The following is a 19,763-nucleotide window of genomic DNA, read 5'->3' as shown; positions in this document are numbered from 1 at the left end:
GATATCCATATTGCTGTGACTTACGTTACATATCGGTCACGGTGCGTGCAGCAAAACTCAGCGAACGCTCAGCTAGTTGTGACTTTGTTTCGCAGTATTCGAGTCACGGTGCTTCTTCTTCGGGGTCGGTTCGCCGTCGGCAGCAAGGATCGACTTGATCTCCTCGAGCTCCCGTCGCAGGTAGTCGCGGGTGGCAACCTCGCCGACGGCGATACGCAGAGCTGCGAGTTCTCGGGCGAGGAATTCGGTATCCGCCTTGGTTTGCTCGGCGCGTGAGCGGTCCTCCTCGAGCGAGACCCGGTCGCGGTTCTCCTGACGGTTCTGGGCCAGCAGGATCAGCGGCGCCGCGTAGGCGGCCTGGGTGGAGAAGGCCAGGTTGAGCAGGATGAACGGGTACGGGTCCCACTGCAGGGCCACCGCGAACACGTTGATCAGGATCCAGACGATCACGATGATCGTCTGGATTGCGAGATAACGCCCGGTGCCGAGGAAGCGGGCGATGCGTTCACTGACGCGCCCGACAGCTTCGACGTCGAAATCGAGATTGAACCGGCGGCTTCCGCGAGGCGTTTCCAGTCGTTGCCGTGCGGTCGTGCTCGACGCCCGTTCGCTCATCGGAGTAGTTCCTCGTCGTCGGAGTAATCCTCACGCCAGTCTTCCGGCAGGAGGTGATCGAGCACGTCGTCGACCGTCACGGCCCCGATCAGGTGGTTCTCGTCGTCCACGACCGGCCCGCATACCAAGTTGTACGTCGCGAAATATCGGGTGACCGACGCCAACGAGTCGTCCGGGGCCAACCGGGGCATGTCGGTGTCGAGTAGTCCGCCTACCAGGCTGGCGGGAGGCTCGCGGAGAAGCTTCTGCAAGTGGACGCAGCCGAGATACCGCCCGGTCGGAGTCGCCGTCGGCGGACGTACGACGAAGACCATGCTCGACAGCGCCGGGGTCACGTCGTAGTTGCGGGCGCGGGCAAGGGCCTCCGCGACCGTCGTCGAGGCCGTCAGTACCACCGGTTCGGGCGTCATCAGACCACCGGCAGTGTCCGGGGAATGCTCGAGCAGGCGTCGAACAGGTTCGGAATCCTGCGGGTCCATCAACTGAAGCAGTGACTCGGCCTCGGTTTCGGGCAGCTCGCCCAACAGGTCGGCGGCGTCGTCGGGATCCATCGCTTCGAGTAGATCGGCGGCACGTTCGACTTCCAGGTGCATCAGCAGATCGGTCTGGTCGTCCGCCGGCAGTTCCTGCACGACGTCGGCGAGGCGTTCGTCGTCGAGCGCCACGGCCAGTTCGTGGCGGCGCTTCTCCGGCAGTTCGCGCATGGCGTTGGCCACATCGGCGGGTCGCATGCCTTCGTACTGGAGAAGCAGGTGAGCTACGCCCTGGCCGGGGAGTGAGAGATCGCTCTGGGTGAGGCCGGCGACGTGCTGCCAGTCGACGATGTGAATCGCCGCGCGTCGACCGAGGCGTCCGCGATGGCCGCGAACCGCGACCTTGGAGACCACCCAGTCTCGCGTCCGCGTCGATTCGATTCCGAGATCGACGACTATCGTGTCGACGCCGTGAAGCTCCTCGAGTTCCGGGTCGTCCACGCGCACATGCGAATCGAGTACCTGCGCCAGAGCGAGCACTTCGCCCGGGCGCTGGTTGAAGCGCCGCAGACTGACGTTACCGGTGGTGAGGGTGACTGCACTCGGTTCGATTGCTGTCACACGCAACATCGGAACGAAAATGCGTTTGCGCGTGAACATTTCGATCACCAGACCGAGAACGCGGGGTTGCTGGCGTCCGATGCGGACCGTGATGACGACGTCGCGCACACGACCGATCGATTCGCCGTCCGGGCCGAGTACAACCAGGCCGGCAAGCCTGGCTGCAAATACCTTGCCTGCTGCTGCCATGATTGCAAGGCTAATTCGTCCAGCGTCAAAATCTGCAACGGCGCCACCGAAAATCGAGAAGGGCAGTCCGCAATGACTTCACGCAACCGTTCCCGTCGATCGGTATTGGCAGTTCCCGGCAGCAGTCGGAAGATGATCGACAAGGCGAAGGGATTGCCCGCCGACGAGATCTTTCTCGACCTCGAAGATGCGGTGGCGCCGCTGGCGAAGCAGGCGGCCAGGGAGTCGATCGGCGACGCGTTGGCCGAGGACGGGTGGGGCAAACAGGTCAAGGTCGTCCGGGTCAACGACTGGACCACCGAATGGACGTATGCCGACGTCGTGGAGGTGGTGGGCCGTGCCGGAGCGCATCTGGACGCCATTCTGCTGCCCAAGGTTCCCGATGCGAGTCACGTCCAGGCGCTCGATTTGTTGTTGACGCAGGTCGAGAAGGCCAACGGTCTCGAGGTCGGCAAGATCGGGATCGAACCGCAGATCGAGAACGCGATCGGCTTGACCAACATCGACGCGATCGCCACCGCGAGTCCCCGCGTCGAGGCGCTCGTGTTCGGCCCGGCCGACTTCATGGCGAGCTTGAACATGCGAACTCTGGTCGTCGGTGAGCAACCGGACGGCTACGACCGCGGTGACGCGTATCACCACATCCTGATGACCATCTTGATGGCCGCGCGGGCGCACGGCGTCCAGGCCATCGACGGGCCGTACCTGCAGATCCGCGACGTCGAGGCTTTCACTCGGTCGGCTGCGCGAACGGCAGCGCTCGGTTTCGACGGCAAGTGGGTTCTGCACCCCACGCAGATCGAGGCGGCCAACGAGGTGTTCAGTCCGCGCCAATCCGACTACGACCGTGCGGAACTCATCTTGGACGCGTACGCGTTCCACACCTCGGCTGCCGGGGGAGGGCGGGGCGCCGTCATGCTCGGCGACGAGATGATCGACGAGGCGAGTCGCAAGATGGCACTGGTGATTTCGGCCAAGGGCCGCGCCGCGGGGATGACGCGCACCTCGGAATTCACGCCGCCCGAACACGCCTGACGCTCGCATAGCCGAACGAATCAGGTCTGTAAAGGGCACAATAGGGGGTAGATGTACTTGCGTCATCCGCGTGGATGACGTGCCCGAAAAGAGGAGCGCAGCCAGCCATGTCCAATCCGCTCGGTCAATCGTCGAATGGGTCGCGCCGTGGAGCGTTGCCGACACCGCCTTCGGGATGGCCCATCGGGTCGTACCCCACCTACGCCGAGGCGCAGCGCGCAGTCGATTACCTCTCCGATCAGGAATTCCCGGTTCAGGACGTCACGATCGTCGGCGTGAACCTGATGCAGGTCGAGCGAGTTCTCGGTCGGTTGACGTGGGCCAAGGTGATCGGTGGCGGCATCGTCTCCGGTGCTTGGCTCGGTGTCTTCTTCGGCCTGGTGCTCGGAATCGTCACCGGTGGTTTCCTCGCTCCGCTGATCGCGGGCATCGTGGGCGGCATCATCTTCGGTGTCATCTCCACGACGATTCCGTACGCCGCGACGCGTGGGCAGCGGGACTTCGCCTCGACGATGCAGTTGGTCGCCGGACGTTACGACGTACTGTGTGAGCCCAAGACGGCGGAGTCGGCGCGCGACCTGCTCGCCAAGCTCGCCATCTGACATTCTCGCTCGGGCTGCCAACTTGTGTGATCTCGGTTACTTTATGTACACGCGGGCGAGGTAGTACTCGCTTCCCGTGACCGTTTGCCGGACAAGGAAATAGGTCCCTTCTCCGGCAAAAGTGCCGATGTGTGGTGCGTCGGCCAGCCGTAACGACTGCGCCGTCTCGCCGCCCGAGGAGGACGGCTGTGCAGAACAAGAGATCGCGGGCGGGGCAGAACGAGAGATCGCGGGCGGGACAGAAGAAGAAATTGCGGGCGGGGCTGCTCGGCGCGGCAACATTGTTGTTGGCGCCCTTGCTCAGTGCGTGCGGATCGGACAATGACGACGGCGTGGTGCTGTCCTTCTACACCGCTGCCGACGGCGCCGAGCAGTATGCGGAGGCCGCCGCCAATTGTTCGGCGGCGTCGAACGGCGCGTACCGGGTCGAGCAGAAAACTCTGCCCAAGGGTGCCGACGACCAGCGACTTCAGTTGGCCCGGCGTCTGACCGGCAACGACAAGTCACTCGATCTGATGACGCTCGACGTGGTGTGGACTGCCGAATTCGCCGAAGCGGGATGGGCATTGCCGCTTCCTGACGACGTGGCGGCCGAGGTCAGCAACGGGACGCTCGAGGGTCCGCTGGAGTCGGCGAAGTGGCAGGACCAACTCTATGCGGCGCCATTGAACACCAACACCCAATTGCTCTGGTATCGAAAGGATTTGATGCCGGACGGGCAACCACCCCAGACCTGGGATCAGATGATCGACATCTCCGAAGGCCTGGCCGCGGAGGGGCGCCCCAGCTGGATCGGTGTGCAGGGCAAGCAGTACGAAGGATTGATGGTCTGGTTCAACACCCTTCTCGCCAGTGCCGGCGGATCGGTGGTGGGGCCGGACGGAACAACCGTGACGGTGGCCGACGGTGATGCTGCCCAGCAGGCGCTGACCGTCATGAAGCGCGTCGCTACCGCCAAGGGTGCGGATCCCTCGATCTCGCAGGGGGATGAAGCGTCGTCGCGACTGGGTATGGAGAGCGGCAAATCTGCCTTCCAGGTCAACTGGCCGTTCGTGCTGCCCGGCATCATGGAGAACGCCGAGAAGGGCGATCTGCCGTACATCGACGACAAGGGCAACGTCACCAGTGAGAACACCGGAAACACGGTGCTCACGGTGAACGGAGAACGGAATTTCCTTGCCGCTCCGTATCCCTCGGTGATCGAGGGTAAGCCGGCCGAGGTCACGATCGGCGGCTTCAACGTGGCGGTGGCCAAGACCAGCCAGCATCCGGACCTCGCTTTCGATGCGCTGACCTGTCTGCGTAACGAGGAGAATCAGCGCAACAACGCGGTAGCCGGTGGCGTTCCGCCGACTCTCGAGAGCCTGTACGACGACCCGGCGTTCCAGGAGGCGTACCCGGCGTGGCGTGAGGTTCGCGACAGCCTGGACACCGCTTCGGTTCGTCCGGTTTCTCCTGCCTATCAGAGTATTTCGACGCTCATCACTGCCACGCTGAACCCTGTGGGAAACATCGATCCGGAATCGACCGTGAACGATCTTGCCGAGCAGGTACGCAAGGCAGTCAATTCCGAGGGGCTGATTCCGTGACGATCGACAGCGAAAATTCGGGAGCTGCACCAACAGTCGCGACGGCATCGCCGGAGCCGAAGCACTCCGCGAAGTCGAAGATGTCGGACGGAAAGGCGGCCGAGCGTCGCCTCGGTCTCTGGCTGGTGGCCCCGGCCGCGATTCTCATGATCGCGGTGACCGCATATCCGGTGGTCTACGCCGTGTGGCTGAGTTTGCAGCGCTACGACCTGCGCTTCCCGGATCAACGAAAGTTCGTGTGGTTCGACAACTACGTGTCGGTGCTGACCGACGGTTACTGGTGGCAAGCGTTCGCGGTGACGACGTCGATCACGGTTGTCTCGGTCGTCATCGAGTTCGTTCTCGGACTGACCATCGCACTGGTGATGCACCGAACGATCGTGGGCAAGGGGCTCGTCCGCACCGTTGTGCTCATCCCGTACGGCATCGTCACCGTCGCGGCGGCATACAGCTGGTACTACGCGTGGACGCCGGGGACCGGCTACCTCGCCAATCTCCTGCCCGACGGCAGTGCGCCGCTCACCGACCAGATCCCGTCGCTCGCGATCATCGTCCTTGCCGAGGTGTGGAAGACGACGCCGTTCATGGCGCTGCTCCTGCTCGCCGGCCTGGCGCTCGTGCCCGACGACCTCCTCAAGGCGGCTCAGGTGGACGGCGCCGGTGCGTGGACCCGGTTGGTACGCATCATCCTTCCGCTGATGAAGCCCGCCATCCTCGTCGCTCTGCTGTTCCGCACACTCGACGCGTTCCGCATCTTCGACAACATCTACGTGCTGACGAAGGGAGCGAACGACACCGGGTCGGTGTCGATTCTGGGTTACGACAATCTGTTCAAGGCATTCAACTTGGGTATCGGATCCGCGATCAGCGTGCTGATCTTCGTGTGTGTGGCAGTGATCGCGTTCATCTTCATCAAACTTTTCGGTGCTTCGGCTCCCGGATCCGATACGGAAGGACGCTGACATGACCGTGACTCCCAGACTCAAGGTCAGCTGGTCCGTCGTCAACCTTCTGGTCTTGCTGTACGCGTTGGTTCCCGTCCTGTGGATTGCGAGCCTGTCCTTCAAGCCCGCCGGAACCATCAAGGACGGCAAGTTCATTCCGGAGAAGTGGACCCTGGACAACTACCGAGGAATCTTCGACACCAGCGCCTTCACCAGTGCTCTGATCAACTCCATCGGCATCGGACTCATCTCGACGGTCATCGCCGTGGTGATCGGAACCATGGCTGCTTACGCGATTGCGCGCCTGGATTTTCCGGGCAAGAAGCTGCTGGTGGCTGTTGCCCTGCTGATCGCGATGTTCCCGCAGATTTCATTGGTGAGCCCGCTGTTCGACATCGAACGACGGCTCGGACTCTTCGACACCTGGGCCGGACTCATCCTGCCGTACATCACCTTTGCGTTGCCGTTGGCGATCTACACGCTCTCGGCATTCTTCAAAGAGATTCCTTGGGAACTCGAGAAGGCGGCGCAGATGGACGGCGCGACGCCGGGGCAGGCGTTCCGGAAGGTGGTAGCTCCGCTCGCCGCGCCCGGCATCGTCACGGCGGGCATTCTGGTGTTCATCTTCTGCTGGAACGATCTGTTGTTCGCGATCTCGCTGACGTCGACCGAACGCTCCATCACCGCCCCTGCAGCCATCGCAAACTTCACCGGCGCTTCACAATTCGAGGAGCCCACCGGGTCGATCGCCGCGGCCGCCATGGTCATCACCATTCCGATCATCATCTTTGTTCTGTTCTTCCAACGTCGTATCGTGGCCGGGCTTACTTCCGGCGCAGTGAAGGGATAAGCCTGTGGCCGAGATCGTGCTGGACAAGGTGACCAAGCTGTACCCGGACGGAGCCAAGGCGGTCAGTGATGTCGACATCACCATCGCCGACGGAGAATTCATCATTCTCGTGGGCCCGTCCGGTTGTGGAAAATCCACGACTCTCAACATGATTGCCGGGCTGGAAGACATTTCGACCGGTGAGTTGCGGATCGCGGGTGAACGCGTCAACGAACGCGCCCCCAAGGACCGCGACATCGCGATGGTCTTCCAGTCGTATGCGCTGTATCCGCACATGACGGTGCGCCAGAACATCGCGTTCCCGTTGACCTTGGCGAAGATGTCCAAGGACGAGATCAACGCCAAGGTCGACGACGCGGCGCGGGTCCTCGACCTCACCCAGCATCTCGATCGCAAACCGGCGAACCTGTCGGGCGGTCAGCGTCAGCGTGTGGCGATGGGACGCGCAATCGTGCGCAGCCCGAAGGCGTTTCTCATGGACGAGCCGCTTTCCAACCTGGACGCCAAACTGCGCGTGCAGATGAGGACGGAGATCGCCCGTCTGCAGCAGCGGCTCGGTACGACAACGATTTACGTGACCCACGACCAGACCGAGGCGATGACGCTCGGCGATCGGGTAGTCGTGCTGCGCGGCGGAATCGTGCAACAGATCGGTGCGCCGCAGGAACTCTACGATCGTCCGAACAATCTGTTCGTGGCGGGGTTCATCGGGTCCCCGTCCATGAACTTCTTCCCCGGACAGTTGACGGCCGACGGTGTGAGCACGCCGATCGGCGATGTTCGCCTGCCCGCGGCGGCGCAGTCGAAGATCTCGGGCAGCGGCTCGGGCAAGGACGTCGTGGTCGGTATCAGGCCGGAACATTTCGAGGACGTGGCGCTGGTCGATGCAGCGCAGAAGCCGCACGGTGGGACGTTCACCGTCGACGTCGACGTGCTGGAATCGATGGGTTCGGACAAGTACGCGTATTTCCTCGCTGGTGGCCCCGCCGTCAATTCTCGTGAACTCGAGGAACTCGCCGCCGATTCGGGAACGGCCGTCGCTGGTGGCGGTCAACTGGTTGCCAGGCTCTCGTCCGAGTCCACGGTGGCCCAGGGCAGGTCTGTCGATCTCTGGTTCGATCCCGCCAAGATCGCAGTGTTCGACGGCGGTACGGGAGCCAATCTGCTGCTGTGACCTTTACCCGGGCAAGGTGACCGAATACGTCGCGCCCCAGGGGAGCGGTACCTGTTCGGGGCCGGGCGCTGCGTCGGCCGGTTCGGGTAGGGGGACCAGGCGGCCGAATTGTTCGTGATGGGTGGAGGCCGGGGCGGCTTGCGCTGTCCCGGCGACCACGGCGATCGGCGCCGCTGCCAGGGCGCCGGCGACGGCAAATCGAGTGGCGATGCGGCGCTTGCTTGCTCGGGTCGAGATCATGAGCACTCCTGCGTGGTTTCGAGGTTCGGTGAATGCTGTGTCATTCACGATATTGCGGGTTGATTGTGAAATCTCGTGTGCGAAGCTCATTCACAGGGAACTGGGATGGGCGGCACAGGAGGACAGATGAACGAATCCTCGGTACGAACCGAGCACCTGCCCGGTGGCCCGGACCTCGAGCGGATCATGCGCGAACACGCCTACCGCGGTGCGTACCTCCAACTGACGGTGCGTGGCGCTCTGGTGCTGCTCATCGCCCTGACACTGATCTTCGTCCCGCCGATGAACGACGCGGGATGGTGTTTCGCGATTCTGGGCACCTATGCCCTCTGGTCGGCAGCCGTGGCGCTGTGGATCCGCAAGGGCGGCACCGGCCCGGTGACGATGATCTGGCTCGGCTTGTTCGTCGACCTTGCCGTGCTCGCAACTCTGACATTGCTGACCGGTCTCGCGGCCGAGCAGAGTTGGACCGCCGACATCTTGAGCAACGGGCTCTTCGTCATTCCGGTTCTGGCGTGTACGCAACTGCGGACGGACGTGTGTGTCGGCGTCGTTGCCTGCACGATCGGGGTGTTCTTCGTTTCCAGTTGGGCAACGATGACTTCGAACTCCGAGCCGTGGCCGTCGATCCTGCTGAGCACCATGGCCTTGGCCGGAGTAGGCGCGGGCGCAATCGGACTGACTCGGATTCAAAGATCACGCGTGCTGACCATCGGGCACCTCGTCGGGCATCGCACGAGCCTTCTTGCCGAGCTCATGGGGCTCGAGCAGCGTGAGCGCACGGAACTGTCGGAGCAATTACACGACGGGGCGCTGCAGTACGTCCTCGCGGCGCGGATGGATCTCGACGAATTGGCAGACAGCGCGGAGCCTGTCGCCCTGGCGCGAGCTGGGAAAGCGCTCGGTGAAGCGACAACGCTGTTGAGATCCTCCGTCTCGGAGTTGCATCCCACTGTCCTTGTTCACGTGGGTCTTGCCCGCGCAATCGGGGACCTCGCGCGATCGGCGCAGGGACGCGGCGGAGTAGTGGTCGACGTCGACACTTCGGGCTGGAACGACGATCTGCGCACGTCCGCGGACGACGTCCTGTTCGGCGCCGCACGAGAGCTGCTGGCCAACGTCGTCAAACATGCCGGTGCGCACAATGTTCGGATCGAGCTCGCACGACTGGACCACCGTGCGGTGCTGGTGGTCTCGGACGACGGCCGGGGGATCAGCGCCGATCGGATTGCCGAACGACGGGCCGCCGGCCACATAGGGCTGCTCTCGCACGAACTGCGAGTGGTTGCTGCGGGTGGCTCGTTCTCGGTCGGGCCGGGTGAAGAGTCCGGAACCCTCGCGCGAGTCGAGATACCGTTCCAGATCGTCACCGAATCCGACCACGAGCGCTGAGGAGTTGTCGATGACACTGATCACCGATCGCGAGCTCAACCTGGCGACACTGGCGAGGCAGTTCCTGCTGCGGAGGGCCGAGGTCAGCGCGTTGGATGCGATCGAGCACCTGGCGGGTCTGCAAGCCCAGGCGCCGACGCCTCCCTATCTGGCACTGTGGGCGCGGCTGAAGAACTTTGCAGCAGAAGACCTCTCCACCCTTGTGGAGAAGCGCCAGGTGGTGCGGCTGGTTGCCATGCGGGGCACGGTTTTTGCTCTCTCGGCCGCGGATGCGGGCCCCTTCCGGGCCACGGTTCAGACGATCATGGAACGCGATCTCCACACCAACAGCACACAGCGTGCGGCGCTCACCGGGTTGGATCTCGACGCTCTGGCGCGGGCGGGACGGGACCTCGTAGCGGACGGGCCGCTCACCCAGATGCAGATGAGACCGATACTGGCAGAGCGCTTTCCCGGTCACGCGGCCGAGGGACTGGCGCACGGAGTTCGAGGACTTCTGCCGATGGTGCAGGTCCCACCGCGAGGCCTGTGGGGACGATCCGGAGTACCGGCACTGACGACCTTGGAGAATTGGCTTGGCACGGAAGTGAGTTCATCGCCGGATCCGGATGCGATGGTGCTTCGTTATCTGGCGGCCTTCGGGCCCGCCAGTGTGAAAGATGCGCAAGCGTGGTCAGGGCTCACGAGACTCGCCGAAGTCTTCGAGAGGCTACGTCCCGGCTTGATCACCTTTGTCAACGCGAAAGGGGCCGAGGTGTTCGACCTGCCGGACGCGCCACGACCGACCTCCGGAACACCGCCGGTCAGAATCCTTGCTCCGTTCGACAACATCCTGCTCTCGCACGCCGACCGCTCGCGAATCATGGACGAGCAGTACCGAACTCGCGTCTTCACCGTGAACGGCATCATCAAGCCCGCCATCCTGGTGCGCGGGAAGGTGGTGGGATATGCGACGGTGACGCCGGCAAAGGAGACGGTCGAGTTGGGTGCGACTCTGTTTGCGCAGCAACCGAAGACCGCCCTCGCGTCCATCGAGAAAGAAGCGCGTTCGTTGCTGAAGTTCATGCACCCGAAGATCCCGAACCGCGAGGTTCGCTTCACTGCATCTACGTAGCGGGCTTGTGCTTTCGGGGTGCTCGATCGCGCAGTTCGGCCACGATCTCGTCGTTCCACATGTGGCGCCGCACCAACCGGTACCGCTCCCGGGCGATCCACAAGTACGCCTCGGCATCGGTGTGCTCGGGCAACATGTCGGCGCCCCTCAGCATTCGCACGACGGGGAGAAACTCCTCGCCGAACCAGCGCCGGGCGACCGTGTCTCGGCCGAGGAACTCACCCTTTTCCTGCATGAGCCGAAAACCCCACGCCTCCACGCACTCACTGAGTTCGGCGTACTCCCACGGGTCGGTGACCTGGACAGCTTCGCGTTGTGAACCCTGCAGCGGAACGCGAGTGAGGAAGAGTCGGCGATGGTCCTTGATGAGCAGATCGGCGCGCTGAGTGATGCCTTCCGGCGAGATGCGCGTGATGATCTCGGTGACGTACGCGTCGATTGTCTTCTGGTGCATCGCACACGCAATGGACACTCGGTGGTGTCCGTCGATCACGAAATGCATGGAGCCGACACGGTACAACTGAACGGGTGGCACCGATTCGCCGCGTCGTTGCGCCACCGCAAGTCGCTCCCAACGAGCGCGCGAATGAGTGGACGTCGGACGGAAGTACCTGTCGAAATCACCTGTGCGGTCGACACTTCCGACTATCGATTCGATGGTGACGACCTGTAGACCCAGAGACTTCTCACCAACCTTGCCGAGCGCTGCGACAACCTCGTCGAACGGCAGGATCGCGTTGACGTCGTCCGGTTCGCGTCGTAGCCAACTGACCAGACGGGCAACGTCGGCGCGTCGACGCTGACGAGCGAAGTCGTTTTCCGCGTCGGCTGTGGGAAATCCGGTGTCACGAGCCATGTCGGCGCCTCACGATCGTCGGCGGAGTACCTGGGGAAATCTCCATCAGCGTGAAGCCGACGGTATTGAGCACGATAGTCCGGCCTACCTCCAGATCGAGAGGTGTTCGCCCGTGCGGGTGGATGTGTCCGTGAATCATGACCGTCGGATCGAGGGTGCGGATCAAGGGGGTGAAGCATTCGAACCCACGATGTGGCCGATCCTCGGCGTCGCCGACACCGCGGGCGGGGCTGTGGGTGAGCAGCACATCCACGCCCGCCCGGCCGCCGGGAAGCCTCGATTGCCAGGCGTTTCGCCAGGTGAGCGAGCGGGCGCGTCGGCTCTGCTGGCGCTCGGACCACTGATTGGGACCCGTGTTGTATCGGATGGAACCACCGAGGCCCGCGATCCGCAGACCGGCGACGGTCACGATGCGTCCGTCGGCGTTGACTGCTCCGGTCGGGCCGGGCCACTGCGCCGGCATACCTGCCCGCATCCAACCGGATCTCTTGTTCGAATATCCGGACAGATCGACGTCGTGGTTTCCGGGAACGAACACGCACGGCGCATTCAGCTGATCGGACAGGTACTCCAGATACGCAAACGGCAGATCGCCCGCGCCCAGGATCACGTCGACTCCGAGTGAACGAACTTGACTGCTCCACAGGAATTCGACGGTCTCGTCGCTGACAGCGAGAACGGAGACCATTTCGACGACGCTACCGCCACCGCGAGGTATCTGCGCTGCGAACCTCGCGGGCACGGTGTTTAGATGGACGAGTGTCAGACAGCGTCGTATCTTCCGTCCGGGCCCATCTCGTCAGCAGCATCGAGGGGCCGGACCCCACCGCGGCCTCAGTGACGTTCCTCGGTGTCGAACCGCTGGACGTGCTGCGTTTCGAATCACCCGACGGACTGGTCCGCTACGTCACACTGGGGTGCTCGCGTCATCCGATGGGCGACCCCAACGAACTGGTCGCAGACCCCACACGCGGTCCTCGCGCCGAGTTGGTGCTCACCCTGCGCGGTGGCACGGGTGTCGCGTCGGGTGTGGCCAGGACGCTCGCGGTCCTGGCTGCGGCGCCGTCCGTCGAAGGCGTCGTGCTGCTCGAGGACGCACTGTTGGACCTGGGCGAGCCGCTGTGGAAGGACACCGCGTTCACGGCGGTGCTTCTCGGTGACAGCGGGATCGCCGACCTGACGCTGCCGGAGCCGTTCGATCCGGTGCGCTTCCTTGGCGTGGTCCCCCTGACCGGTACCGAAGCCGCCTGGGTGCGTCTGCGCGGCGCGGAGGCGCTGCGGGAAGCGTGGACCGAGGCGGGGATCGACATTCGCGATCCGCACCGTTCCGCTGCCTCGCTCTAGCTGCGCCGGCGCTTTGTCCGTCAGATCATTCGGCGTGCACGAGGATGTCCGCCAAGTTCTCGAGACTTACCCGAACCGTCCGTGAAAATGCTTTCGTGACGATCGGGTCGGCCATCTTGCCGAATACTCCTCCCAGGCCGCTTTCGCTGTCGAGTCGGTAGGTGACCCGAGTGCCGTCACCGACTTCTTCGCAGGTCGTGGTCTGCGAGAAGCTGACCGGACTTTCGACGGACGTCGATTTCGACGATCTCGGTGGGTCGTACTCGGTGAATTCGGATGTCCACTCGAGACGCTTGCCCAGAATTCGCGAGACGCCGTGCCAGCGGCTTCCCACGCCCATCGGGCCGTCGGTGATCTGTTTGCATTCGACCATCGAGTTTTCCCAATTGGGCCAATTCTCGGCGACGGACATGTACTCCCAGACGTCTTTGGGTGGCAACGCGATCTCTACGGATTGCTCGACTGTAGGCATGGTTGTTCCTCCACTTCTCCTTGGGTCTGAATTTGCTTGTCGCAAAATGGATTTCGGGAACGGAATGAAAATGCGTACCCATATCCATTGTCCGCCTGCGACGGTGGCAAGTACAGGGAGTCAGAAGGAGTTGTTCACAGCCAGTTGTTGCGACGGAAGAGAAAGAACAAGCCGACACACACCGACGCGATGAGGAACAGGATGGACTGATAGCCGTACTTGTAACCGAGTTCCGGCATGTTCTCGAAGTTCATCCCGTAGATACCGGCAACGCCGGTCGGCACGGCGGCGATAGCGACCCACGCGGAGATCTTGCGCATGTCGGTGTTCTGCTGCACCGCGATCTTCGCGAGTGCGGCGTCGACCAGCGAACTCAACACCTCGTCGTATTCCGAGATACGTTCGGCCACGATCGTGTGGTGATCTCGTACGTCACGGAAGTATCGCCGGATCTCCTTCGGGACGAGGCCGCCCGCGGGCTGGGTCAGCTGGAGCAGTGGCAATCCGAGTGGAGTGACCGAGCGTCGTAGTTCGACGATTTCACGTTTGAGCAGGTAGATGTGCTCGACGGCAACGGTGTTCCGCGGGTTGAACACCAACTCTTCCATGCTGTCGACGTCCTGTTCGACGAGTTGGATGACGGAGAGATAGCTGTCGACGACGTGGTCGGTGATCGCGTGCAACACCGCGAACGGGCCCATGGTGAGGCGCTCGGGGTTCTGCTCGAGTGACTTGCGCACGCTTGCCAGTTCGGAGTGATCCCCGTGCCGGACGGTCACCACGAAGTCGGGGCCGACGAACACCATGATCTCGCCGGTTTCGACGATCTCGCTCGCCGTCGCGACGGACTCGTGCGGTACGTAGACGACCGTGCGCAGCACCAGGAACATGACGTCGTCGTAGCGTTCGAGTTTCGGGCGCTCGTGTGCATGGACAGCATCCTCGACCATCAGCTCGTGGAGTCCGAAAGTTGCTGCGACATCTTGCATCTGACCTTCGTCGGGAGCGTGCATGCCCACCCAAACGAATGCGTTGTCGCGACTACGAACCTCGGCCAACGCAGCGCGGTGCGTGTACTTGCCCGGCAACCGCACGCCGTCCACGTAGACCGCGCAGTCGACGATCGCGCGGGCTGCCGGAACGGGGATCTTGGGCGCATCGGCTTGCGTCGATTTGCCGTTCGACCAATTCGGCAGTGACGGCATGGTTGGCACGCTCGCTCCTTCTCGGTCTGTAATGCAGTGGAACGGCAGGGGAACGGCACTACAGCGACACCTGATCGAATTGCGCTGCCGCTGCGGCGTAATCGTACGTCAGCTTCCGGCTCGCCCACCGGAGCGCGATGAAGTTGCCGATTGCTGACACACTGGAACAGTGCGAATAGATCTTCACACCCACTCCAACGCATCGGACGGCACCGACACCCCGGCTGCCCTCATGCGCGCCGCAGCCGACGCCGGACTCGACGTCGTCGCCATCACCGATCACGACACGACTTCGGGCTGGGCCGAGGCGGCGCAGGCCTTGCCGGCCGGCGTCAGCCTGGTTCGTGGGATGGAGATGTCGTGCGAAGGTCGAGGTGAGCGTGGTTGGCCGGTCGCTGTACATCTTCTGGCGTACCTGTTCGATCCGACGCACCCCGAATTCGCAAAAGAACGTGAGCGACTGCGCGCCGAACGCGTCGAACGTATCCGGGTGATGACGACCATGATGGCGCGTGACGGTCTGCCCGTCGATCCCGATCAGATCTTGGCTGACGCCGGTCCGTCCGTCGGACGCCCGCACGTCGCAGCGGCCCTGATGCGAGCGGGAGTGGTGTCGAGCATCAGTGAGGCTTTCTCCGACCTGTTGTCCAGTCGAGGACGATACGACGTTCCCAAGTACGACACTCCGCTCGAGTACGCCGTCGAACTGGTGGCAGCCGCCGGGGGAGTGACCGTCCTGGCGCATGGACGGGCCCGTTCGCGCGGCGGATTGCTTGCGCTCGACCACATCCGCGATCTGGCCGATCTGGGTCTCGGGGGTCTCGAAGTCGATCACCCGGACCATCGCAGCGACGATCGTGACGTCCTGCGCCGCCTGGCTGTCGACCTCGGTTTGGCAGTCACCGGATCCTCTGACTACCACGGCGAGAACAAGACGATCGGACTCGGCGACGAGCTCACGGACGAAGCCGAGTTCGACAAACTCGTCTCGGCCGCCACCGGCGTGGAGGTACTGGGGCGCTGATGCTCGACACCACGCTCTACCTCACCGTGTTCATCACGCTGTTCGTGATCATGGACCCGCCCGGAGTCATCCCGGTGTTCTTGTCACTCGTCGGACGTAAAAGCCGTGAAGATCGCAATCGAGCGGCATGGCAGGCCCCCGCCGTCTCCCTGGCGGTCATCTCGGTCTTTGCCATCGGCGGTCAGGCGATCCTCAACTACCTCCACATCGGCATTCCGGCGTTGCAGGGCGCCGGCGGATTGCTGCTGCTTCTCATCGCACTCGAACTGCTGACCGGCAAGGCCTCCAACCGTCCGCAGGGAGCCGACGACGTCAACGTCGCACTCGTTCCTCTGGGAACGCCGATGATGGCCGGTCCCGGTGCGATTGCAGCCGTCATCGTCTTTGTCGCCCAGGCCGACGGTGAAGCGGCGTCGTATCTGGCGATCGCGTTGGCGATTCTGTCCATCCACCTCGTGCTGTTCGTGGTCCTGCGCTTCTCGACCGCACTGATCCGGATACTGGGCGAGGGTGGCATCAGTCTGCTGGCACGCATCGCCGGTCTTCTGCTCGCCGCCATCGCGGTTCAACTCATTGCGGAATCAGTCCGCGGATTCGTCGCGGGAGCGTAAGAGATGACATACGACGACAGGTACGACCGGAACGACAGGTACGAGGACGACTACCAGTACCAGGAATATCAGGACTATCAGTACGAAGACGATTACGACTATCCCGCCGACAAACGACAATGGCTGCTGGTCCGCGCTCTACGCGCCCTGAGTGGCACCGTGGCGGCCGGAATCGTGGTCTTGACACTCGTGATCATCGGTTCGGCATATCTGGGCGGCAACCGCGGATTCCCGGGTCCGGGAACAACGTCGATCACCGCGCACATTGCGGCCTCGGTGGTTGCTCTCGCCGCGCAGATCTGGTGCGACCGCAGGCGGGGTATCGCGGCGGTTGCCGGATCGGTGGTCGTGCTCGTGGTGGCGGGGCTGTTGTTGGTGACGCAGTGGTGGGGATGACTGGGTGGGGATGACGGCTCGGGTTCGAGTGTGGTGAGGAATCCGACCGCTTGGAGGATTTGATTGTGATCCGACTCTGGTGGCAAACTGGAGTTGCTTCGAGGCGGCGCCACAGCCCGGCCCCGAAGTGCAGGTTTCGTCAGAATTTCTCCCGAAACCTAGATTGCATGGATACGCCAGGGCTCACCCGCCCCACACCATGACGCTTCGGATGTATTGCGGCCCACTTTCTCGCGCACGCCGAATGCTCTTCTTCTCAGTAGTCGTTCGCGGAAGAAATGATCTCTGACCGTTGTGAACGTAGTTTCGCAGCGGTCCGAAGGATTACTTCCCAGTAACCCAGCCCCGCTTGAGGCTGGACTAATCAGGAGTGTCATCGTGTCCCTCGTGACTGAAGCCATCAACGTACCCAAGGTCGAGTTGACCGACGAAGAAATCTTTGCCGCTCACGTCGGTGGCAAGCTCTCGGTCGAGACCACAGCACCGCTCGATACGCAGCGGGCCCTCTCGATCGCCTACACGCCGGGTGTTGCTCAGGTGAGCCGCGCCATCGCTGCAGACGAAACCCTCGCCGATCGATACACGTGGACCAACCGACTCGTCGTCGTGGTCAGCGACGGCACCGCGGTTCTCGGACTCGGCGACATCGGCCCCCGCGCGTCGCTGCCCGTCATGGAGGGCAAGTCGGCACTGTTCAAGAACTTTGCCGGACTGAACTCCATTCCGCTGGTTCTCGACACCAAGGACCCCGACGAGATCGTCGAGACACTCATCCGACTGCGTCCGAGCTTCGGCGCGGTCAACCTCGAGGACATCTCGGCGCCGCGTTGCTTCGAGATCGAGAAGCGCGTCATCGAAGCTCTCGACTGCCCCGTCATGCACGACGATCAGCACGGAACCGCCATCGTGGTCCTCGCGGCACTCAAGGGCGCCGTGAAGGTCCAGAGCCGCGACATCACCACACTCAAGGTCGTCATCTCCGGCGCCGGCGCTGCGGGTGTTGCCTGCGCGAACATCCTGCTCGCCGCCGGAATCAGCGACGTCATCGTGCTGGACTCGAAGGGCATCATCTCGGGTGAGCGCAGCGACCTCAACGACGTGAAGGCAGAACTGGCGGCCCGCACCAATCCCCGTGACCTGCATGGTGGTGCCATCGAGGCTCTCGAAGGTGCCGATGTGTTCCTCGGTGTCTCGGCGGGCAAGATCCCCGAGGAGCTCATCGCTTCGATGGCTCCCGAGTCGATCGTGTTCGCACTCTCCAACCCGGACCCGGAGATTCACCCCGAAACCGCGTCGAAGTACGCGGCGATCGTGGCGACGGGCCGTAGTGATTTCCCGAACCAGATCAACAATGTTCTTGCCTTCCCCGGTGTCTTCAAGGGCGCGCTCGACGCCGGCGCCCGTCGCATCACCGAAGGTATGAAGCTCGCTGCCGCCGAGGCAATCCTGTCGGTGGTCGGCGACGAGTTGGCGGCGGACAAAATCGTCCCCAGCCCACTCGACCCTCGCGTGGCACCCGCAGTAGCGGAAGCCGTCGCGGCCGCAGCGCATGCTGAGGGCGTGACCAGCTAAGAGGGACTACGAAAGCCCCGATCGGAACCCGCACACAAGGTTCCGATCGGGGCTTTTTCGTGTGTACCGAGAGCTACAGACGAGTGAGGTCGGGTGTTCGGCGTAGCCTGCCGGTCCCGGGAACCGATGCCCAGACCACCAGCGCCAGTAAGCCGTCCACGACGAGAGCCACAACCGCGACCAGGATTGCGCCGACGACCACTCGGTCGTACTTGTAGAGCGCGAGACCGTCGAAGATGTACCGGCCGAGGCCGCCGAGGTTGACGTAGGCGGCGACCGTTGCCGTGGCAATCACCTGCAGTGTCGCGTTACGCAGTCCGCCGAGAATCAATGGCAGCGCATTGGGTATCTCGACGCGGAAGAGCACTTGGAGTTCGGTCATACCCATCGCCCGTGCGGCCTCGACGACGCCGCGGTCGACGCTGGCGATTCCGGCGTACGTGCCGGCGAGTAGTGGGGGAATACCAAGAATGACGAGGGCGAGAATCGGCGGCATCACTCCCAGACCCATGAGAAGAACGAGGAAGGTCAGCAGGCCGAGAGTAGGCAGTGACCGCAGTGCGTTGACCAGACTGACGACCACGATCTCACCGCGACGCAGATGGCCGATGAGTAATCCGATGGGCACCGCGATCACAGCCGAAAGTGCCACGGCCAGAACGCTGTACCAGAGGTGCTGGAGGATGCGGGTGCCGATTCCGGTGTCGCCGCTCCAATTTCCGGGATCGACGATGAAGTCCCAGGCCCCGGTGAAGATGCTCATACGGGTTCCCCCTCGGCTGACAGGACGGCGGGAACCTTCGACGAGGTCGACGTTCTGGTCCACGGGGTCAGGAATCGGCCGATCAGATACAGGATCAGATCGAGCGCCAGTGCCAGCACGACGATCGCGATGATGCCCGCAACGATCTGGTCGGGATAGTCGCGGTCGTAGCCTTGTTTGAACAGGACTCCAAGCCCGCCGATTCCGATCAGAGATCCGACTGACACCAGCGAAATATTGGTAACGGCAATAACTCTGATGTTCGCGATCATCACCGGCAGCGCCAATGGCAACTCGACCGTCAGAGCGCGTCGTAGTGGTGTGAAACCGACGGCGGTGGAGGCGTCGATGACGTTGTCCGGCACCGAGTCGAGTGCTTCGGGTACAGCCCGGATGAGCAGTGCCGTCGCATACACGCTGAGTGCGATCACGACGTTGAGAGGATCAAGGGTCTTGAGTCCGAACAACTGGGGGATGGTGACGAACAGCGCGAGCGACGGAATCGTGAACGCAATGCTCGCCAGGGTCAACGTGATTCGGCGCAGCCATCTGACGTTGCGGATCGCTGTTCCGACCGGAACGGCAATCAGGAGACCGATCAGCAAAGGAAGCAGTGCCAGATACAGATGGGTCTTCGAGTAATCCACGACCGTCGAGAAATTGTCGATGAGCCAGCGCATGC

The 19,763-nt window shown here is 63.0% G+C and carries 22 protein-coding genes; 13 read left to right on the top strand and 9 right to left on the bottom strand.

Features of this window, described 5'->3' with window-relative positions:
- Nucleotides 1-72 precede the first annotated feature (72 nt).
- Together BH682_RS20120 and BH682_RS20115 are read right to left on the bottom strand one after the other, a co-directional pair.
- Entirely contained in the window at nucleotides 73-615 is a 543-nt protein-coding gene (locus tag BH682_RS20120; RefSeq protein WP_003945067.1) for a DUF1003 domain-containing protein, read from the bottom strand.
- Nucleotides 612-1,898 (bottom strand): magnesium transporter MgtE N-terminal domain-containing protein, encoded by a 1,287-nt coding sequence (locus BH682_RS20115; RefSeq protein WP_003945077.1) that lies wholly within the window; start codon nucleotides 1,896-1,898, stop codon nucleotides 612-614. Before BH682_RS20115 ends, BH682_RS20120 begins: the two co-directional genes overlap by 4 nt.
- A 72-nt stretch (nucleotides 1,899-1,970) precedes the next feature.
- Between BH682_RS20115 and BH682_RS20110 the strand changes: the two genes are divergently transcribed.
- From BH682_RS20110 to BH682_RS20085, 6 genes are all read left to right on the top strand, one after another.
- Nucleotides 1,971-2,933, top strand: a complete 963-nt coding sequence (locus BH682_RS20110; protein ID WP_020908461.1) for an HpcH/HpaI aldolase/citrate lyase family protein — start codon at nucleotides 1,971-1,973, stop codon at nucleotides 2,931-2,933.
- 107 nt (nucleotides 2,934-3,040) lie between these two features.
- The gene (locus BH682_RS20105) at nucleotides 3,041-3,535 is read left to right on the top strand and encodes a general stress protein (RefSeq protein ID WP_003945065.1); all 495 of its coding nucleotides are present in this window, start codon (nucleotides 3,041-3,043) and stop codon (nucleotides 3,533-3,535) included.
- Between the two features lie 251 nt (nucleotides 3,536-3,786).
- The gene (locus BH682_RS20100; protein WP_030536939.1) at nucleotides 3,787-5,124 is read left to right on the top strand and encodes an ABC transporter substrate-binding protein; all 1,338 of its coding nucleotides are present in this window, start codon (nucleotides 3,787-3,789) and stop codon (nucleotides 5,122-5,124) included.
- A gap of 80 nt (nucleotides 5,125-5,204) precedes the next feature.
- Nucleotides 5,205-6,086 (top strand): carbohydrate ABC transporter permease, encoded by an 882-nt coding sequence (locus tag BH682_RS20095; protein WP_044480569.1) that lies wholly within the window; start codon nucleotides 5,205-5,207, stop codon nucleotides 6,084-6,086.
- A 1-nt stretch (nucleotide 6,087) separates the two neighbouring features.
- Entirely contained in the window at nucleotides 6,088-6,918 is an 831-nt protein-coding gene (locus BH682_RS20090; RefSeq protein ID WP_075833885.1) for a carbohydrate ABC transporter permease, read from the top strand.
- A 4-nt stretch (nucleotides 6,919-6,922) separates the two neighbouring features.
- Entirely contained in the window at nucleotides 6,923-8,092 is a 1,170-nt protein-coding gene (locus BH682_RS20085) for an ABC transporter ATP-binding protein (protein ID WP_003945069.1), read from the top strand.
- A 3-nt stretch (nucleotides 8,093-8,095) separates the two neighbouring features.
- Here BH682_RS20085 and BH682_RS20080 read toward each other — a convergent pair whose 3' ends face one another.
- Nucleotides 8,096-8,332, bottom strand: coding sequence for a hypothetical protein (locus BH682_RS20080; RefSeq protein ID WP_007736112.1), 237 nt, complete (start codon nucleotides 8,330-8,332; stop codon nucleotides 8,096-8,098).
- 126 nt (nucleotides 8,333-8,458) lie between these two features.
- Between BH682_RS20080 and BH682_RS20075 the strand changes: the two genes are divergently transcribed.
- Together BH682_RS20075 and BH682_RS20070 are read left to right on the top strand one after the other, a co-directional pair.
- Nucleotides 8,459-9,724: a sensor histidine kinase gene (locus BH682_RS20075; protein WP_075835393.1), complete on the top strand. Its 1,266-nt coding sequence runs from the start codon at nucleotides 8,459-8,461 to the stop codon at nucleotides 9,722-9,724.
- Nucleotides 9,725-9,734: 10 nt separating this feature from the next.
- Entirely contained in the window at nucleotides 9,735-10,838 is a 1,104-nt protein-coding gene (locus tag BH682_RS20070; protein ID WP_075833883.1) for a winged helix DNA-binding domain-containing protein, read from the top strand.
- Here the strand turns inward: BH682_RS20070 and BH682_RS20065 are convergent.
- Both BH682_RS20065 and BH682_RS20060 read right to left on the bottom strand, forming a co-directional pair.
- Nucleotides 10,831-11,694 carry a hypothetical protein gene (locus BH682_RS20065; protein ID WP_003945080.1) on the bottom strand — a complete coding sequence of 288 codons (864 nt, stop codon included), beginning with the start codon at nucleotides 11,692-11,694 and terminating at the stop codon, nucleotides 10,831-10,833. The two genes, BH682_RS20070 and BH682_RS20065, sit on opposite strands and share 8 nt — an antisense overlap.
- Nucleotides 11,684-12,382 (bottom strand): metallophosphoesterase family protein, encoded by a 699-nt coding sequence (locus BH682_RS20060; protein WP_003945097.1) that lies wholly within the window; start codon nucleotides 12,380-12,382, stop codon nucleotides 11,684-11,686. The genes BH682_RS20065 and BH682_RS20060 overlap by 11 nt, the downstream gene beginning before the upstream one ends.
- 71 nt (nucleotides 12,383-12,453) lie before the next feature.
- Here BH682_RS20060 and BH682_RS20055 point away from each other — a divergent pair, with 71 nt between their 5' ends.
- Complete coding sequence (locus BH682_RS20055) at nucleotides 12,454-13,038, top strand: suppressor of fused domain protein (protein ID WP_019749342.1); 585 nt, start codon at nucleotides 12,454-12,456, stop codon at nucleotides 13,036-13,038.
- Between the two features lie 25 nt (nucleotides 13,039-13,063).
- Here BH682_RS20055 and BH682_RS20050 read toward each other — a convergent pair whose 3' ends face one another.
- Nucleotides 13,064-13,510, bottom strand: a complete 447-nt coding sequence (locus BH682_RS20050; RefSeq protein WP_037131905.1) for an SRPBCC family protein — start codon at nucleotides 13,508-13,510, stop codon at nucleotides 13,064-13,066.
- A 134-nt stretch (nucleotides 13,511-13,644) separates the two neighbouring features.
- On the bottom strand, nucleotides 13,645-14,715 hold the full coding sequence (locus tag BH682_RS20045) for a magnesium and cobalt transport protein CorA (RefSeq protein WP_007736118.1): 1,071 nt from the start codon (nucleotides 14,713-14,715) through the stop codon (nucleotides 13,645-13,647).
- A 169-nt stretch (nucleotides 14,716-14,884) separates the two neighbouring features.
- Here BH682_RS20045 and BH682_RS20040 point away from each other — a divergent pair, with 169 nt between their 5' ends.
- The 4 genes from BH682_RS20040 (at nucleotide 14,885) to BH682_RS20025 (ending at nucleotide 18,318) form a co-directional block, all read left to right on the top strand.
- Nucleotides 14,885-15,739: a PHP domain-containing protein gene (locus BH682_RS20040; RefSeq protein ID WP_042923377.1), complete on the top strand. Its 855-nt coding sequence runs from the start codon at nucleotides 14,885-14,887 to the stop codon at nucleotides 15,737-15,739.
- Nucleotides 15,736-16,350, top strand: coding sequence for a MarC family protein (locus BH682_RS20035; RefSeq protein ID WP_164490628.1), 615 nt, complete (start codon nucleotides 15,736-15,738; stop codon nucleotides 16,348-16,350). Before BH682_RS20040 ends, BH682_RS20035 begins: the two co-directional genes overlap by 4 nt.
- 3 nt (nucleotides 16,351-16,353) lie before the next feature.
- Nucleotides 16,354-16,746, top strand: a complete 393-nt coding sequence (locus BH682_RS20030; protein WP_007736120.1) for a hypothetical protein — start codon at nucleotides 16,354-16,356, stop codon at nucleotides 16,744-16,746.
- A gap of 378 nt (nucleotides 16,747-17,124) precedes the next feature.
- Nucleotides 17,125-18,318 (top strand): NAD(P)-dependent malic enzyme, encoded by a 1,194-nt coding sequence (locus BH682_RS20025; RefSeq protein ID WP_003945072.1) that lies wholly within the window; start codon nucleotides 17,125-17,127, stop codon nucleotides 18,316-18,318.
- A 73-nt stretch (nucleotides 18,319-18,391) separates the two neighbouring features.
- On the opposite strand, the gene BH682_RS20020 is transcribed toward BH682_RS20025, so the two are convergent.
- Both BH682_RS20020 and BH682_RS20015 read right to left on the bottom strand, forming a co-directional pair.
- A complete protein-coding gene (locus tag BH682_RS20020; RefSeq protein WP_003945081.1) occupies nucleotides 18,392-19,081 on the bottom strand; it encodes an ABC transporter permease in 690 nt (229 codons plus the stop codon).
- Nucleotides 19,078-19,761 carry an ABC transporter permease gene (locus BH682_RS20015; protein WP_007736121.1) on the bottom strand — a complete coding sequence of 228 codons (684 nt, stop codon included), beginning with the start codon at nucleotides 19,759-19,761 and terminating at the stop codon, nucleotides 19,078-19,080. Before BH682_RS20015 ends, BH682_RS20020 begins: the two co-directional genes overlap by 4 nt.
- Nucleotides 19,762-19,763: the final 2 nt, after the last annotated feature.

Source organism: Rhodococcus sp. YL-1 (assembly GCF_001942025.1).
GTDB lineage: Bacteria > Actinomycetota > Actinomycetes > Mycobacteriales > Mycobacteriaceae > Rhodococcus_F > Rhodococcus_F qingshengii.
This window is presented reverse-complemented; position numbering and strand designations above follow the sequence as displayed.

Coding starts and splice junctions, on each gene's coding strand:
- BH682_RS20015 (WP_007736121.1), bottom strand. CDS start 19,761: ATGCGCTGGCTCATCGACAATTTCTCGACGGTCGTGGATTACTCGAAG.
- BH682_RS20115 (WP_003945077.1), bottom strand. CDS start 1,898: ATGGCAGCAGCAGGCAAGGTATTTGCAGCCAGGCTTGCCGGCCTGGTT.
- BH682_RS20080 (WP_007736112.1), bottom strand. CDS start 8,332: ATGATCTCGACCCGAGCAAGCAAGCGCCGCATCGCCACTCGATTTGCC.
- BH682_RS20065 (WP_003945080.1), bottom strand. CDS start 11,694: ATGGCTCGTGACACCGGATTTCCCACAGCCGACGCGGAAAACGACTTC.
- BH682_RS20020 (WP_003945081.1), bottom strand. CDS start 19,081: ATGAGCATCTTCACCGGGGCCTGGGACTTCATCGTCGATCCCGGAAAT.
- BH682_RS20060 (WP_003945097.1), bottom strand. CDS start 12,382: ATGGTCTCCGTTCTCGCTGTCAGCGACGAGACCGTCGAATTCCTGTGG.
- BH682_RS20120 (WP_003945067.1), bottom strand. CDS start 615: ATGAGCGAACGGGCGTCGAGCACGACCGCACGGCAACGACTGGAAACG.
- BH682_RS20110 (WP_020908461.1), top strand. CDS start 1,971: ATGACTTCACGCAACCGTTCCCGTCGATCGGTATTGGCAGTTCCCGGC.
- BH682_RS20050 (WP_037131905.1), bottom strand. CDS start 13,510: ATGCCTACAGTCGAGCAATCCGTAGAGATCGCGTTGCCACCCAAAGAC.
- BH682_RS20095 (WP_044480569.1), top strand. CDS start 5,205: ATGTCGGACGGAAAGGCGGCCGAGCGTCGCCTCGGTCTCTGGCTGGTG.
- BH682_RS20070 (WP_075833883.1), top strand. CDS start 9,735: ATGACACTGATCACCGATCGCGAGCTCAACCTGGCGACACTGGCGAGG.
- BH682_RS20105 (WP_003945065.1), top strand. CDS start 3,041: ATGTCCAATCCGCTCGGTCAATCGTCGAATGGGTCGCGCCGTGGAGCG.
- BH682_RS20075 (WP_075835393.1), top strand. CDS start 8,459: ATGAACGAATCCTCGGTACGAACCGAGCACCTGCCCGGTGGCCCGGAC.
- BH682_RS20030 (WP_007736120.1), top strand. CDS start 16,354: ATGACATACGACGACAGGTACGACCGGAACGACAGGTACGAGGACGAC.
- BH682_RS20045 (WP_007736118.1), bottom strand. CDS start 14,715: ATGCCGTCACTGCCGAATTGGTCGAACGGCAAATCGACGCAAGCCGAT.
- BH682_RS20090 (WP_075833885.1), top strand. CDS start 6,088: ATGACCGTGACTCCCAGACTCAAGGTCAGCTGGTCCGTCGTCAACCTT.